Below are 15,319 nucleotides of genomic sequence, written 5' to 3' on the forward strand. Positions count from 1 at the left end.
CAGAATAAGATTGGCAATCTTCATATCTTTTTCAGACAGTTGGAGTCTGTGGAAGAACTGATCCGCTTCTTCAATCGAAAAAGCCGTTACTTCCCCAATATGAAGGGAATCCACTTTCACTGCGAGGGACGGTTCTTCTGCTTCTTCGAGTACCCCTTTTAGAAGGAAAAAAGGAAGCAAGAGAACCGTCCCCATGCTCCCTTGCACTCCCTCTTTCTGTTAAACTATAAGGAGAAAACCTCGCCGGGAGGCAGCATAATGGATTATTCAGTAATAGGAAAAAAGATAAAAGAAATGAGAAAGGCCGTAGGGATCACACAAGGTGAACTTGCTGAAGGAATCTGCACACAGGCGCTGATCAGCCGAATTGAAAAAGGAGACATTTACCCCAGTGCCACAGCTTTATACCAAATTTCAGTAAAGCTCGGTGTCGACGTTAACTACTTCTTTGAAATCGGCACCACCCCTCGTCTGGATTATATTAAAGAGGTGGAGAGACAATTAAGAGGTTTACGGGTCAATCGACATTTTGAAGAAATGAATGAGCTTGTCAAAACAGAAGAAAAGAATCCTCTTTTCTACCAAGATAATGTCAACCTTCAGCTTCTATACTGGCACAAAGGCATTTATCAATATGAAGTAAAAAAGGAAGCCGATGCTGCATTTGAGCTATTACATTTTGCTTATCAGCTGACCGCCAGCGTGAAAAAAGCTATGACCGAAGGAGAAATGCATATCCTTGCAAGCATTGGCACCATTTACTTTTTAATTCACCAATATGAGGAAGCCCTAGTTTATTACAATCAAGTCGAAGCGGCCATACGGGCAACTGAGCAATTACATGATAAGTCCATAAAGACTCGTTTGTTCTATAATATATCCAGACTGCTGACACGCATAGGTAAACTCGAGGAATCGACGGACTATTGCCTCAAAGCCATCAAGTGGTGTTTTGAAGAAGAGTTGTTATGGGGATTAGGGGAACTGCATTACCAAATTGGCTATAACTATGAACTGGCAGGAGACCTACCAAAAGCCCTTCCCTACTTCAAACATGCACTGCATATGTTTGAAATACGAAAAGATGAAGTGTATGTGTCTTTTCTTACACAAAAAATAGAAGAGATTTCGAAGTGAAGCAGGGGGAAGCAGGGGGACGGTTCTTCTGCTTCCAAAATTCAAAAAGAAGCAAGAGAACCGTCCCCTTGCTTCCCCTTGCTTCCATCAGAACCCGCTATTCTTTCTCTTCCAATCTTCATGAAATTTCTGTACTATCGAGTGAATTTCATTCAGAGTAAGTAAAATTAAAAATAGCATCATAAATGTAACCAATTCACCTGTAAAGATTGACAGTGCAGCAGCAATGATCATCCATACCCAGAAATATCTTTTGTTCATTCTGTGCCCCCATGTTCGACAACTAACAATCAAGACCGTAATAATATCATTAGCTGAATTACACTCTTGCCGTTGTTCTTAATAAAATGGGAGTTTACAATTACAATCCCCCTCACCCATTCTATAACATTCCTATAATGGTGTATATTGTAAGTATTTGTTTTAGAACTCAAATTCATTCTCTCCTCTTCTCCCCGAGCCCACTCCAGTATCTTGCTTCTATAAGACGAAAAAGAAGCAACAGAACCGTCCCCTTGCTTCCCTTGCTTCGACAAAATGTAGAAACTCTTTATGTATTGTAATATACTGTAAGTAATAGTCTCGTAGTTTTCTATTTTTTAAAGGAGCCTCTATAATGATCATATTATCTTTGATAATCGTACTGTTAACCTCTATCATTACTTATATAGGGGTAAAATATATGATTCCTTTCGCCATCAGGATCAATTTTGTTGATAATCCCAACAAACGAAAAGTTCATAAAAAGCCTCTGCCTATGCTGGCAGGAGCGGTGTTCACGGTGATTACCATTGTTGGCATACTCCTCTTAAGCTGGTTGGATTATGTAAGTATGGGTATGAGCATGGCTTTCATCATGGCGGTTGTCATGCTGAGTTCAATCGGACTCATAGATGACTATTATAAAACAAAATCAAAAGAATTTTCTCCTTTTCCCAGGTTACTGGTTCAAATCATCTCGGCTTTTCTCGTCGTTCAATTCGGGGATTATGTCACGCAGCTCGACCTCCCTTTATTCGGCAATATTGAACTTTCACCTGTACTTGGAAAACTGTTCACCATGGTGTGGATCATCTTCATCATTAATATCATCAATTTCATGGACGGACTGGATGGATTGGCAGGCGGAATGGCCGGTATCTTCTCATTAACCTTTCTGATTACGTCCATCTTGATGAACCAACCGGTTTCAGCCCTCCTCTCTGCACTCATGTTAGGGGTGTCAATCGGCTATTTACCTCATAACTTTTTTCCTGCCAAAATTATTATGGGGGATACGGGATCTACATTATTCGGTTTCATGATCGGTGCCATCTCCGTCATCGGAGCTATGAAGACCATCACCGTCATCACCATCAACATCCCATTATTAATACTGGCTATCCCAATCTTTGATACACTTTTTGTCTTCTTAAAAAGAATCAAGCAGGGTCGATCCATCTTCCATGCGGACAAGCTGCACCTGCACCACAGGCTTCTCAGCTACGGCCTGTCCCAGGTCCAAGTCGTCATGCTCATCTATTTTTTATGTATCAGTACCAGTGCTACTGCTATTTTTATTTTGTTGGCTATTCATTTTTAAGGAAGCAGGGGGACGGTTCTTCTGCTTCCTTTTTTTGCATCTCTTTCTCTATACCTTAAACACCACACTCGGAGAAATCCCCAGAATTCTGGCAGCCTGCCTTTGGGATAGCCCTCGTATCTCTTTTACACTTCTGAGTATTGTATTCCTTTCTTCCCTGGGCAAGCTCTTCACTTGTGGTATTTCATAAGAACCGAGGCACTTCATAATCTCCACCCTTGCCTCCTCATCAGATAATCTCCTTCTGACGGAATTTTCATCCAGGCATTGATCGTCGTTTTTTCTTTCATTAAATTTTTTAAATTCTGCTCGGGAGATAGAAAGGTTGGGAGAAAACAGATTTAATAGATAGTGGGGATCAAGCAGGGTAGGGGGATAGACCGTCTTCCCGTAGTATCCCAGGCAGCTGCTCCACTTCCATTCATGTGGGCTCAAAACAATACCTGCCTTTTGGGGATTCTGGTGAATATATCTTGTGACAGTCAAAAAATACATGCGGTTTTCTACATTTTCACTTTTGAACCGATCCTGAAAGAGGTGACCGGTCGTACGATACTTGGAATTATAATAATGAGCATAACTCACTCCCACCCGTTTCATTACAAGTGAAATACTTTCATTTTCCTCTTTCATCAACAGGTGAACATGATTTCCCATCAAGCACCATGCATACATCCTAAAGCCTGATTCGCTTTTATACTTCTTCAGGATATCCAGGTATTTGATGCGATCGTGGTCCTCGTGGAAAATTTCCTGTTTATTCGCTCCCCTCACAATGACATGATAGACCCCCGTTTCACTTTTCCTTCTTGCATGCCGAGGCATTTATTTCACCTCCTTTCACCTTCTGAATACGATTTCAAAACAAAAAAGTGTATCCTGACATCGTAAATAAAGTTGTATTCCCACGAAATTGAAAGTGTTGAAAGATAAGTAGATTAAGATTAAACCTGTGGACTAAAATAGAGTGAATAACGAAGAAGAAAACTGGAGTAAAAACTAACTTACCATAAAATGCTAAATTGATAAAGGAGGATGCACGGGGACGGTTCTTCTGCTTCCAAATCACGTTCAAAATGCCTCAAAAGGAAGCAAGAGAACCGTCCCCCCGCTCCCCAAAAAAAGTTGAAACTTATTGATACCGTCCCCGCTCTAATGGTCAAAAAGGAGGGCAAGCAGTGAATGAACTTAGTCTTATTAGGAAGGCCGTAAAGGGGAATAAGAAGTGTCTTGAGGAACTTCTTGTTTTGCATAGTGATCAGTTGTACCGTACGGCGTTCTTATATGTGAGGAATCGTGAAGATGCTCTGGATGTGGTTCAGGAGGCATCTTACAAAGCATTTATGTCAATCAGCCAACTAAAAAATGAGAAATTCTTTTTAACCTGGCTAACAAGGATCCTGATCAATTGTTCTTATGCCGTTTTAAAAAAGAAGAAGAAAGAGATTCCTATAGACAAGATAAGCGAAGGCGATGTGGATAGGGGGGAACAGGGAGTCGAGAGTCTGGACCTATTGAAAGCAATCAACCAGCTAAATGAAAAGCATAAAGATGCCATCATTCTTTTCTACTTTCAGGATCTCCCAATAAGCGAAGTGGCCAAGGTCATGAACATTCCAGAAAATACAGTGAAAACCTATTTGAGTAGAGGGAAAGAGCGATTGAAAAAGTTATTAGGAGGAGTGAACCATAATGGAAAAAAACTCATTTCAAAAAGCATATGAAAAGATTGAAGTCCCACAGGAGGACGTTTTAAAATCCATCCAGAACGGAATGAACCGGGCTGATTCTGATGCTCATAAAACGAAAAAGAAAACCGCTGTATGGTCTTCCGTTGCAGCTGCCACTCTTTTCATTTCTTCCAGTTTCCTTTCTCCTTCCCTGTCTCATGTCATGGCGGATGTCCCTATTCTCGGAAAAGTTTATGAAACGTTCAACGACTCCGTTGGCAGAAGCTTGCAATCACAAGAACTCATAACGGAACTCAATCAAACCGCCAGCAATAAAGGGATCGATGTCTCGATCACCAATGCATATTATGACGGAGCGGTTGTAGGAGTAACGTTCAAGGCTAAAGGAAAGATGAACCAAGAGGAAAATGGTCGGGTCGCAGGATTTTATGAGATTTTTGACGGAGACGAAGGAATTTCAGATAGCAAAGAATACGTTCATATGGAACCGACAAAAGATGGTTATATCGGCCACATTCAATTAAGTTATCCAAAATCTGAATTGCCGTCAGACACGACCTTCCCACTTGAGTTCAAAACGATTGGCGGGAAAGAAGGAAGTTGGAGGTTCGATGTCCCCATTAAGCAGCTGCCATTTGAAAATGTTACGCTTGATCAAGAAAGAAGTGATAAGCTTTCAGACGTTAACGTCCATTTTGATTCCATTATCCTGGGGAAAGCATCGACAGCCATTAACTATACGGCAACATTCCCTGTTCAAGGAAAGCGCGATCAGGTGCGCCTGGAAGTCTATGATGACAAAGGGGAAGAAATGAACATTTCCATGGATGGCATTGGCCTGGAAACGACGAAAAGTGGGGACCAATACATTGTTAAAGGAAGAAGCATCCTTCCACAGTCGGTAAAAGGGGAAACAAAATATCTGGAGATTCATCCAAAAGTAGCCCTAAATGAAAAGGATCAATTTGTTCCACTGAATGCTTCAACGCCTGTGGAAGTGAAAGCAGATAGACAGAATCTATCTGTTACGATTGAAGATATAACGGTTGATGACAATACCCTTGTCGTTGACTTTCAATGGAATAACGGGGATGCAGTGAACAAGGACTTTAGTTTCTTTAAGGATTTTGCCCAACATGATGTCATTTTAGTGAAGGAATCAGAAAAGGAAATCTATGAGGAACCTATCAAGCACTCCGTCAAAACTCTTCAAAAGGATGAATTGCGCTTTAGAAGTACATTTGATATCAGCCAACTTGATGATTTTGACCTAAAGACTTATGTCATGAGGGTGAGATTAGGCTCGTTGAGTATTAATATACCTGTTGAGTTGGATGAAGTGAAGGTGGATGTAGATTAGAGAGGTAGAGTGGGGTAAATTCCCACTCTACTTTTTTTACTTTACGAAGCAGGGGGACGGTTCTTCTGCCTCTAATAACCTTGAAAAATGTCTCAAAAGGAAGCAAGAGAACCGTCCCCTCGCTCCCCCTGAATAATCAATTCCAACTAAGGAAAATATAGTTATTTTTTGAATATATTATGATACAATACTAAAGTACTACAACTAAAGAAGGAGGAATGCTGAGTGAAAGCACGGTTGCAAAACGAAGCGGGAGTTACAAAAGAAGTGAAGGTCGGTTTCAGTTGGACGACTTTCTTTTTTGGATTTTTCCCAGCCCTTATTAGAGGAGATTTAAAATGGGCGGTCATTATGTTTCTTACAGCCGCCATCGTAGGTGCCTTTACATTTGGATTTGGGGCGTGGATTCCAGGTATCATATTCTCATTTGTATATAATAAAATCTTCATTAAAGATCTTCTTGAAAAAGGCTACCGACCTGCTGATGAAACCACCAGAAGTGAACTACAATCCAGAGGAATCATCTCCGGTTTGTCAAAAGCAGTTTAATAAAGGACGGAATGATCTTTCGTTCTTATTGCCGCTCCGATTTCTCACTGGAGTGGTATTTTTATGGCCCATTTATTAATCATGAGTCTATGACACTACTAAATTATTGCGTAAAGGAGACTTGAATCTTGTCTAGTAATCTTCAATCAAAATTAGGTGAAGGCCTGTCCAAATTTCAGGGTGGCATTGAACAGGGAAAGCTTAAGTTACAAACCGTACAGGAAATCAATAAACTAAAGAAAGACATTCATGATACTTCTGTCAAGAAATCGAAAACACTACTTGAATTGGGACAGAAAGTGTATAAAAAAATCAGGATCGGTGAAATCCAAGATCAGGAATTACTTGATTTGACCTCTACCTTAGTCGATATGGATCACGTAATCTATAAGACATCAAGAAAAGTGAACGAACTTTCAAGCCAGCCCGGTCAAGAGAATGCCATTATCTGCCCGGCTTGTGAAACACCGAATGATTTGGATTCGAAATTCTGTGGAGGCTGTGGAGTGAAAGTTGAACAAGGGGTGGAAATCGAGCCTGAATCGACCAATGGATGCCTGCACTGTGGAGAACAAATTTCCCCGGTTGCGAATTATTGTCATTGCTGTGGGAAAAAGGTGTCTATCTAAAGAAAGGAGGCTAAGAAACATTGTACTGTAAAAAGTGTGGAACAAAGAACACAGAAGGTGCTCTCTACTGTATAAACGATGGTGAAGCATTTGCGATACATAATGAAAATGTCCTGACCTATCAGGAAAACACCCGATACTGCAGCCATTGCAGTCACGAAGCAATCACTGGCGCCCTTTACTGTCAGCAATGCGGCCAGACATTGAGTAAAGTAAAGGAAACGCAGGATACCCGTGGACCGAATCGATCTGCCCAGCCTCTTCTTGGAACTGGTGCCAAGGAAACTAGAAAATTTATGAACATGTTTTCTGATACGAACATTCTCAAGAAACTTGCTCTCTGGAATGGAATATCCTTGGCGGTGCTCTTCATCATTTCACTCATCAGTAGTTCTGTCTTAAATGGATTCTTGAGAGACTCATTCCGCGGAGACTTTGGACCGATGATCGATGGGGTTAAGCTGTTATCGTTTTCGGATATTTTTATGATCAGTCATATGGCAAGCGTGGAGTACAGTGCACGTGCCCTTATGTTCGAAGGTGTACTTTCAACGACAAGTGGATTATTCTTCCTATTAGTCATCCCGGCAATCGTTTTAATCATCACCGGGTTCTTGATGAACCGTCATACTGAAAACTATGTAATTGAAAAGCTGAAACTCTGCCTTTCCTTTTCCATCATATATGGCCTGCTGGTAGGGATTTTCAGTACTTTTGCCGGAGTATCCATGGATATTTCGGATCCAACCGAATTACTGGGGGACATAACCGTAAGTGCAGATTATCCTTTCATAGAAAGTATGTTTAACGCTATTATAATCAGTATGATTTTTACAAGTATAGGCTCTATGTTCTCGTTACATAAAGAACAGCGTTCATCTAATGATCAATTCGGCCTTTCAATCTCCAGAGCCATTCTCCATTCGATGATCGGGTTGACCCTGATGATGATTGCAGGTTCGATCTATGTTTCATCAAATGATGAAGTAACAACGGACAATTCTGCAGGTGACGTCCTGATTGGAACGCAAGCAGGAGGCTACCTGTGGAATATTGCCCAATTCCAGACCCTGAAGTTTGATCTGATTGCAGATGGTGAATCAGTGAAAGCCAGCTACTCACTGATTGGCGGACCAAAGGCATCGGAAGGGGATGATGATGCCTTGACTGAGTTTTTTGACGGGTTCAATTGGATTTGGATGTTAGTGCTTATTCCAATCGCGCTCCACTCGTGGGCAGGGAATCTATTTCGCAAATCCTCCCAAGGAAACATACTATATGAGCTGGGAGTCTATGCCGTTACCTTTGGAATCGTCAACGCCATGATGGTTTCCATATCGAAACTTACCATCGATACCAATTTCGATGATGTATTTACGGTCACGCTTGGATTTTCCATCATTGGGACGTTTATCTTCAGCACACTCCTTGCATTTGGAATCAGTTATGCGGCAGTGATGGTGACCAATCGTCAGACCAGCCATCAGGCGCCGTTTTCATCATGAACAAAGCGAATGGCTGTCTCTGTAAGACTGGAGACAACCATTCGTTTTCACTAAACATGTAAAGAAGAGGAGAAATCATTGTGAAATTTTGTACTTTCTGCGGAAAGAAAATTCAAGGCAACACCTCCCACTGCAACAGCTGCGGGGCTAACATACACGGGAAAGAAACACACACCAAAAGAGTAGCCAGTATGCCTTCCCTTGCCTCTCTATCCTTAAAAACAAAAATCATCATCGGAGCCGCTATACTTTTCTTCATTGCCTGTATTTCGCTATATAAAGTGGGCGACACCCTAACAGATAAATCAAACCTGATGGCTGATTTCGAGGAACACTTAGAGACAGGCAATATCGATGAATTAGTCAGTATTCTTGATTCAAGAAAAGACTCTGAAAAAGTTACAAAGAAAAATGTTCAGGTCCTTCTTACCTATTTAAAAGAAAACCCGGACCAAAAAGAAGGCATGATAACCCAATTACATAACAATGTAAAAACCGCTGATGTCCATACAGTTAAAGCCCATGATGATCTTGAGTCTCCCAACCAGCTGATCACCTTTGAAAAAAGAGGGAAGAAGTTCCTGATTTACGACAATTATGATTTCATCATGGAGTCCGCTCCTATGAATGTTTACACAAATTACGACGACCTTCGTTATTACGTCAACGGAAAAGAAATCAAACCTGAATCCGGAGAAGGCGGGAGTGTCAATTTCGGGACGTTCATACCTGGAACGTATAAAGTCAAGGCAGTCCTTACTTCCGATTTCGTGGAGTTGGAAAAGGAAGTCGATATTCAACATGTTGGACAAACAAATACGGACCTTTTCTTTGACATCGACTATACAACGATCCATACGAATAGCGAAGGTGCCTCCGTGTGGGTGAACGGAAAGGATACCGGGATGAAGACCACAGAAGACAACACCGCTGAAATCGGCCCGGTTCTTACAGATGGTTCCATGAAGGTGCAAGTAAAGAAAGACATGCCTTTCGGGACAGTTCAATCCGATGTCCTGGCCATTGAGGACGATGTACTTGATGCGCCTTTGACGTTGAGCGACAAACAAAAAGATCAGGTCAAGGAAGGACTGAAACAATACTTCCTTAACCTTTCCAAAGCCCTTGCCTATCAAGATGAAAAGTATCTTAAAGAGGAATCCAACGAAGTTTCCTCCTTTGTTTCTTCTTCCTTTCAAGAGTTAACGGGGGATGACTGGAAAACGTTCGGGTACATTACAGGCCTGGAAGTAGATTCAAAAGCCATATACCTGGAGGAAGTGGATGGTGAATGGCTGGCCACTCTACCGATCCACGCAGAATGGATGCAGGATTATGTGTATTCAGGAGACCCCATATCTCTGACAAAAGAGAGTGATGTGAGTAACTACTCTTTAAGCTATGCACCAAAAAGTAAAAAATGGAGTGTCGCCTCCTGGTCTTCCGCGTGGGATTTTGATGAAAGCAACGCTCAAAAGATCGATATCGATACCGCTGCACTGAAAAAGCAAATGGAGACTGCACCAGCCTTTAGTGTCATTTCTCAAAAACAAGTCAGTGATGATGTGGAATCCTTTGTTGAATCCTTTATTTCCAATGGCGTTCAAGCATATAACAATCGTGACTTTTCAATTCTATCAGATGATATAGACTCATCTTCCGCCTATTCAAAAACGGTTAAAGACTATATCGACCACCTTGAGAAAAAAGGAATAACCGAGGACCTCGTCAACGTTGAAATCAAGAAAGTCGAACCATTGGAAGACGGCTCTTACTACGTTTACACAACGGAAGAATACAACATCTATTACAAAGACAACACAGGTAAATACAAAGCATTTGAAGGCAAGTACAAAATAACCTCTACAGATGATGCCTTAAAGATGTATGATCTGGTATCCACTGAGGAAGTGGATAGTAGGGATCTGTAAAGCATGGGGGGAAGGGAAGCACGAGAACCGTCCCCGTGCTTCTGACAAAACCTAGATGCCAGCTAAAAAAGGTTTTGGGAGAAATGCTCTCCCAAAACCTTTTAATTTACTGCTGTTTTTCAAAATAATAATTCAACCACTTATGCACTTTTTCCATCTTCTCTACTATTCTATCCTTCACTATTGCATTTAATGTTTCAAAAGAGTTGATCAACTCAACAGCCTTTTCAATCTCTTCCTCAACTTTCTCTTTCTTAAGAGACTGATCCGGCCGCTCCATCATCTTCTCCCACTTGCGGAGATTATTCTCAAGCTCTTTTCCTTCTTCTTTATTAATCGCTCCCTTTGGAATATAGATGGACGCCGTCTGTTCCTTCAACTGCTTGACAGTGGCTTGAACTGCCGCTTTCGGATTTTCTCCAGGATTCACAGCCGTATTTCTCCACGGCCCTTTCCCCAATGCGTCTACAGACGGGGCACTGGCCTGACCGAAGGCGAACATGTTCACACCTGAGGTTCCATGACCCGCAGCGAGTACATCGTTCACCGCAGCTTTTTCACCCAGGTGGTGATAGAACGAATAGATTCCCGTATAATACATCATCGACGACGGGGTCAGTTTTTTACTGGCGATGACCGTGGATTGGATGCTGTTAAAATCATGTCCGTATGCCTGAGGGATGACGCCATCAATGTCCTCGACCCAATCGCTGATCAGGACGGCCTCTGCCCCCGGTTCAGGAGTGGCCGTCACCATGAAGGCAGGATTGATGTCTTTACTCTGCACATGGAGCTGGTCGACAAACGTGTTTTCCTGTTCACGCAGCCAATTCTCCCACTCTTCCCATAACTCATCGGACTCCTCCAAATCCTTTGGATCGACTCCGAATTCCTTTTCGAAACGTTCACGGTTCGAGGCACTGAATCCATAACTCTGATCAAACGGATGGTGCGGGTAACGCATATAGTCGATATTCACACCTGTGATCTTATAGTCCTCTTGCTGTTCTTTATAAATATCCAGCATAAAGTCCTGAACGTCAGGATTTGCGATGTCCAGCCAGTAATAGTTACTGCTGGAATCACTTCCCGGGGTGCCCGGCTCATCATTTCGCTGTACCGCGCTCCATTCAGGATACTTCTTGAACTGTGACGGCAAACCAAGGCTGCTGTGGCCGATCATGAAACCATCCGTCCAAGATTGAATCGTGATCCCCCGCTTCTTCCCTTCTTCGATAAAGGCTTTCAGTATATCCGAACCGTATTTCCCATAGTCCTGATTGGCGAAGTTCGGGTGCTGTTTTGGCAGACCGTAGGCTTCCATCGTGTCACTCGGGAAAATCGTGTATCCCCAGAAGGTGGTTTCGAGATAAAGAGAGTTGAAGCCTGCTTCTTCCATCCGGTCCAGAGTCGTGATGACGTCATTCAGATCCTTCTCTTCAGGTCGATACCAGATGGCTCTCTGCTCTCCTACTTCAGAAGGAAGGGAATAATAGTACGCGTCGTAGGAAGCCTGCGTCGCTTCTTCCGTATATTCCAATGCCTTTTGAGGATCTTCACTCTGGATGTCTCCTGCTTTTTTCAAAAGCTCTTCAGCTTCCTTTACAGAAGCATGTGCTTTCTTGAACTCTGCAGCAATATAATTTTCCTCAGCTTGGGCGATGCTTTGCTTCGCTTCCTGCAAGGTTTGTTCACTTTTAAAAATATAGGTGGATGCGTCGCGGATCAATTCGATATTGCCGTCCGCATCATACTCTACATTCATCCCAATCTCTGCTTTTTTCAAATATTCCGCTTCGGTTCCGTGACCGCTTACGACAAATCCGTTGGACGGGATGCTACTGTCCCCTCCGCCGATTTTCGTGACCACTCCATCGGTTACGGTGATTTCATAACCATATGGGTTCGTTCCCGTACTTGAACCAAAGGCAGGTGTATAAAGGAGTAACTGGTTGGCTCCACGATTACCGGGAAACGGTGCTCCTTCAGGGTTGGATTCATCGGTAGGGTCGATATCGTCTAATGTATTGGCATAGGTCCTTTCAACCGGTTCATTGATTGAAACCGCCTCTCCCTTTTCCAGGCTCTTCAGGAAACCCATGATCTCATCTGTCGTTTGCGGTCCCGTTGAAAGAACGATCCCGTCTTCAGGAATGGCGCTGTCCCCCTGTCCAGACGAAACAACATGATAACGGTTCCCTTCATCCTTCTTAAGAATTACCTCATATGATGACCCATTTGTTTCGGTAAAATAACTGAACGTCGGATCAAACACGACAAGCTTATTCGTATTGTTACGGTCATTTTCTGCATTGACGATGATGCTGATTCCGTCCTCATCCACAACCTTCGTCGCTTCCCCTTCGCCCGCTTCCGCAGTGAGGGCTGGGGCTTGAAAAGCCGGAACTGTCAGTGCGAGGGCCAGTGCTGACATTGTCATTTTCTTTCCGATTAACCACTTTTTCATAGAGTACCTCCATATAATCGTTTTATATGTATGCGCTATCATGTTGTGGCAGTTTTATTCTATCATAATTTTCCGAATAAAAGGAATACTTCTTCATAATAGATAATTAAAATGGATATATTCTTCACTATTAGACAAAGCAAACGTCGATTTCTAGACCTATTGACTTATAAAACATTCGGAAAGATCCCCTGCAAAAAGGGATCTTCTCTAAATCGCCCCGATCTCAGGCCACTTCAATTCAATCCCTTCCTCAACAAGCAGTGCCTGAAACTCTCGCAACAACGCTTGGTCCTCCCTCACGTCACGTGGCAGGACCCCTTTCTCAATGGCAAAAGCCGCAAGGTACCCTGCCGACTCCCCAATATTCCATTCCACCGGATGCACCCTGAAGCAGCCGTTCGTAATATGGGTAGACCCGATATTCTTACACGCTGGAAGCACATTGTTCACCCGAACCGGCAACAAAGCCCCCATGGGAATCTCAAACGGATAACTCTCAGCATAAAAAAATGTATTCGTCTCCGTCGTCGGATGCAAATCGATCCGGTAACAGCCGATCCCCACAGAATCCTCCACCTGTTTGATACCGTCCCTCGTATTGGCATTGATGTCTTCTTCGACTACCGTCGAAACGGCTTTGATTCTTCTGGATTCGCGGATATAGGGATACTTTGCGAGACCATCCTCCGTCCCGAGAATATCCCCCCGTAACCGCAGTCCAGGGTACCCGTTGCCCCCATCCGGCCTCGGCGCTTCCGTCTGCAGCCAATACAGCAGGGAAAGACTCAGTTGCTTCGATTCATGGATGTGCTTTTCCCGGTCTTCCTCACTTACATCAATGATCGAACCCCTCCAATAATCGTTTTGCGGCCAGTTGATCAGGGAGATATCCCCTTCATAGGTTCCCTCCACAAATAGCTTCGGGTCCACAATCCTGCGATAATCCCACAGCCCCCAAAGATCTTCATGATGAAACATCGCAAATTCCTTCGAACCACCCGTATGGGCATCTGGCGCAAACCAGCTTAACTGCTTATGCTGTAAAAACGGAGCCTGATATTCTTTCCAGAACTCATATTGTTCAGGCTTTTCAATGACAAAATTTCCACCTTCTACATAATCCACTGCGAACACATACGTGAATGACTGCATATCCTGCGACCTTGCTTCTTCCGGCGCATGCAGCTCGCCCGTATCTTTTTTCGCTTCTGCCCCTGTGACGTATTCCACTCCTGCCAACGGCAAAAGCTCTCCGGTTTCAGTCGCATCGAGATAATACTGTCCCTGCAGTTTCTTGAAACGCCCGTCCGCGTGCTGAACGGTGACAGATCGAACATCGTCTCCATCAACGTCCGCACCGGTCACTTTATAATCGGTAAAAATTTGTAACCTCCCGCTGCTCGTAAACGGAATCAGCATTTCCTGAAGCACGGCAAGGGCCACTTTCGGTTCATGGCAGAGCCTGCTGACCCATCCCTTTCCTGGATTCAGCCGCTCATCCCGCCTCGCCTCTTCCTTAAGGGGATAGTGACGACGGTAGTACTCCCGTACCCGGTTACGGAAATCACGGTACGTTCTTGTGCAGCCAAACTGCTCGATCCACTGGTGCTCATCCGGAGGGACCGCCTGACTCGTCAGCTGTCCGCCAATCCAATCGGTCTCCTCTGTCATGATCACTTTTTTCCCTCGTTTGGATGCGGCGAGTGCAGCCGTACATCCTCCGATTCCGCCACCGATGATGATGACGTCTGCTTGTAAGGTCTCCATCAATTTCTCCACCCCTTTCTCAAAAAAAAACTAACCGATGAATCCTGCCCCGATCACCCCTGATTTGCATCCAAGCATTGCAGGGACGATCTGGACGAGTTCTTTCAATTCCGGATATACATACTCTTTCACTTTTGCCCTTAACGGATGGAGAATCTGCTCTTCCGCACTCATTACGCCCTCGCCCAATACGAAGACTTCAGGATTGATGGCATGAGTGAGATTGGCGATTGCCATGGCCAGGTAATCCACAGCTTCATCAATAATGACCTGGGCCGCTTCATTTCTATTACGCGCTTCGTTGAACACGGCTTCGGACCCACCGGGGATCCCTTTTGATTCTCCGGCTGCTCCAATAGCCGTTCCGCTTGCCAAACTTTTAAGTGCCCCAGAATTAATGAAGGGTGCTTCCGTCCATTCGGTACGACAATCATATTGCCAACCTCTCCGGCATACCATTTGCCCCTTGAAATACCTTCCCGTTAATGACAAATCCACCACCGACGCCTGTGCTTACCGTCAGATAATAGACACTTTCATATCCGGCCCCTGCTCCAAGTTTCGCTTCAGCAACCACCGCCACATTCGCGTCATTATCCACTTTCACGGGTAATTCAAAATACCCCTTGACAATCGACGCCAAAGGAATTCGTTCTCAACCGGGTAAGTTAGGCGGAGAAAGAATCGTGCCGGATTTC

General features: G+C 43.7%; 15 protein-coding genes. 8 read left to right on the top strand and 7 right to left on the bottom strand.

The window, feature by feature from the left end; translation table 11 throughout:
- Positions 1-180 (bottom strand): hypothetical protein (locus BAA9072_RS08900; RefSeq protein ID WP_408015225.1); only part of this gene is annotated, 180 nt, incomplete at its 3' end.
- Positions 181-258: 78 nt separating this feature from the next.
- Between BAA9072_RS08900 and BAA9072_RS08905 the strand changes: the two genes are divergently transcribed.
- Positions 259-1,137 (top strand): helix-turn-helix domain-containing protein, encoded by an 879-nt coding sequence (locus BAA9072_RS08905; protein ID WP_201714336.1) that lies wholly within the window; start codon positions 259-261, stop codon positions 1,135-1,137.
- A gap of 87 nt (positions 1,138-1,224) precedes the next feature.
- Here BAA9072_RS08905 and BAA9072_RS08910 read toward each other — a convergent pair whose 3' ends face one another.
- Positions 1,225-1,398 carry a hypothetical protein gene (locus tag BAA9072_RS08910; RefSeq protein WP_201714337.1) on the bottom strand — a complete coding sequence of 58 codons (174 nt, stop codon included), beginning with the start codon at positions 1,396-1,398 and terminating at the stop codon, positions 1,225-1,227.
- Between the two features lie 355 nt (positions 1,399-1,753).
- Between BAA9072_RS08910 and BAA9072_RS08915 the strand changes: the two genes are divergently transcribed.
- Positions 1,754-2,719 carry a glycosyltransferase family 4 protein gene (locus tag BAA9072_RS08915; protein WP_201714338.1) on the top strand — a complete coding sequence of 322 codons (966 nt, stop codon included), beginning with the start codon at positions 1,754-1,756 and terminating at the stop codon, positions 2,717-2,719.
- A 48-nt stretch (positions 2,720-2,767) separates the two neighbouring features.
- On the opposite strand, the gene BAA9072_RS08920 is transcribed toward BAA9072_RS08915, so the two are convergent.
- Positions 2,768-3,544, bottom strand: a complete 777-nt coding sequence (locus BAA9072_RS08920) for a transposase (protein ID WP_201714339.1) — start codon at positions 3,542-3,544, stop codon at positions 2,768-2,770.
- Positions 3,545-3,897: 353 nt separating this feature from the next.
- Between BAA9072_RS08920 and BAA9072_RS08925 the strand changes: the two genes are divergently transcribed.
- The 6 genes from BAA9072_RS08925 (at position 3,898) to BAA9072_RS08950 (ending at position 10,384) form a co-directional block, all read left to right on the top strand.
- Positions 3,898-4,443 carry a sigma-70 family RNA polymerase sigma factor gene (locus tag BAA9072_RS08925; RefSeq protein WP_201714340.1) on the top strand — a complete coding sequence of 182 codons (546 nt, stop codon included), beginning with the start codon at positions 3,898-3,900 and terminating at the stop codon, positions 4,441-4,443.
- Positions 4,412-5,770 (top strand): DUF4179 domain-containing protein, encoded by a 1,359-nt coding sequence (locus BAA9072_RS08930; protein ID WP_201714341.1) that lies wholly within the window; start codon positions 4,412-4,414, stop codon positions 5,768-5,770. The genes BAA9072_RS08925 and BAA9072_RS08930 overlap by 32 nt, the downstream gene beginning before the upstream one ends.
- Before the next feature lie 225 nt (positions 5,771-5,995).
- Entirely contained in the window at positions 5,996-6,319 is a 324-nt protein-coding gene (locus BAA9072_RS08935; protein WP_201714342.1) for a DUF2628 domain-containing protein, read from the top strand.
- A gap of 128 nt (positions 6,320-6,447) precedes the next feature.
- Positions 6,448-6,948, top strand: coding sequence for a zinc ribbon domain-containing protein (locus tag BAA9072_RS08940; RefSeq protein WP_201714343.1), 501 nt, complete (start codon positions 6,448-6,450; stop codon positions 6,946-6,948).
- A gap of 20 nt (positions 6,949-6,968) precedes the next feature.
- Positions 6,969-8,453: a zinc ribbon domain-containing protein gene (locus BAA9072_RS08945; protein WP_201714344.1), complete on the top strand. Its 1,485-nt coding sequence runs from the start codon at positions 6,969-6,971 to the stop codon at positions 8,451-8,453.
- A gap of 80 nt (positions 8,454-8,533) precedes the next feature.
- On the top strand, positions 8,534-10,384 hold the full coding sequence (locus BAA9072_RS08950) for a zinc ribbon domain-containing protein (protein ID WP_201714345.1): 1,851 nt from the start codon (positions 8,534-8,536) through the stop codon (positions 10,382-10,384).
- Between the two features lie 106 nt (positions 10,385-10,490).
- Here the strand turns inward: BAA9072_RS08950 and BAA9072_RS08955 are convergent, their stop codons facing one another.
- The 4 genes from BAA9072_RS08955 to BAA9072_RS24475 form a co-directional block, all read right to left on the bottom strand.
- A complete protein-coding gene (locus BAA9072_RS08955) occupies positions 10,491-12,851 on the bottom strand; it encodes a glycoside hydrolase family 10 protein (RefSeq protein WP_201714346.1) in 2,361 nt (786 codons plus the stop codon).
- Between the two features lie 210 nt (positions 12,852-13,061).
- Positions 13,062-14,624, bottom strand: a complete 1,563-nt coding sequence (locus tag BAA9072_RS08960; protein ID WP_201714347.1) for an FAD-dependent oxidoreductase — start codon at positions 14,622-14,624, stop codon at positions 13,062-13,064.
- Positions 14,625-14,651: 27 nt separating this feature from the next.
- Positions 14,652-14,996: an ROK family protein gene (locus tag BAA9072_RS24470; RefSeq protein ID WP_269139933.1), complete on the bottom strand. Its 345-nt coding sequence runs from the start codon at positions 14,994-14,996 to the stop codon at positions 14,652-14,654.
- Positions 14,997-15,051: 55 nt separating this feature from the next.
- On the bottom strand, positions 15,052-15,264 hold the full coding sequence (locus BAA9072_RS24475; RefSeq protein ID WP_269139934.1) for an ROK family protein: 213 nt from the start codon (positions 15,262-15,264) through the stop codon (positions 15,052-15,054).
- Positions 15,265-15,319: the final 55 nt, after the last annotated feature.

Source organism: Rossellomorea arthrocnemi (genome assembly GCF_904424705.1).
Classification (GTDB): domain Bacteria; phylum Bacillota; class Bacilli; order Bacillales; family Bacillaceae_B; genus Rossellomorea; species Rossellomorea arthrocnemi.

Excerpts from the sequence above, each read along its gene's own strand:
- BAA9072_RS08915 (WP_201714338.1), top strand. The coding sequence starts at position 1,754 with ATGATCATATTATCTTTGATAATCGTACTGTTAACCTCTATCATTACT.
- BAA9072_RS08920 (WP_201714339.1), bottom strand. The coding sequence starts at position 3,544 with ATGCCTCGGCATGCAAGAAGGAAAAGTGAAACGGGGGTCTATCATGTC.
- BAA9072_RS08930 (WP_201714341.1), top strand. The coding sequence starts at position 4,412 with ATGGAAAAAAACTCATTTCAAAAAGCATATGAAAAGATTGAAGTCCCA.
- BAA9072_RS08905 (WP_201714336.1), top strand. The coding sequence starts at position 259 with ATGGATTATTCAGTAATAGGAAAAAAGATAAAAGAAATGAGAAAGGCC.
- BAA9072_RS08955 (WP_201714346.1), bottom strand. The coding sequence starts at position 12,851 with ATGAAAAAGTGGTTAATCGGAAAGAAAATGACAATGTCAGCACTGGCC.
- BAA9072_RS08910 (WP_201714337.1), bottom strand. The coding sequence starts at position 1,398 with ATGAACAAAAGATATTTCTGGGTATGGATGATCATTGCTGCTGCACTG.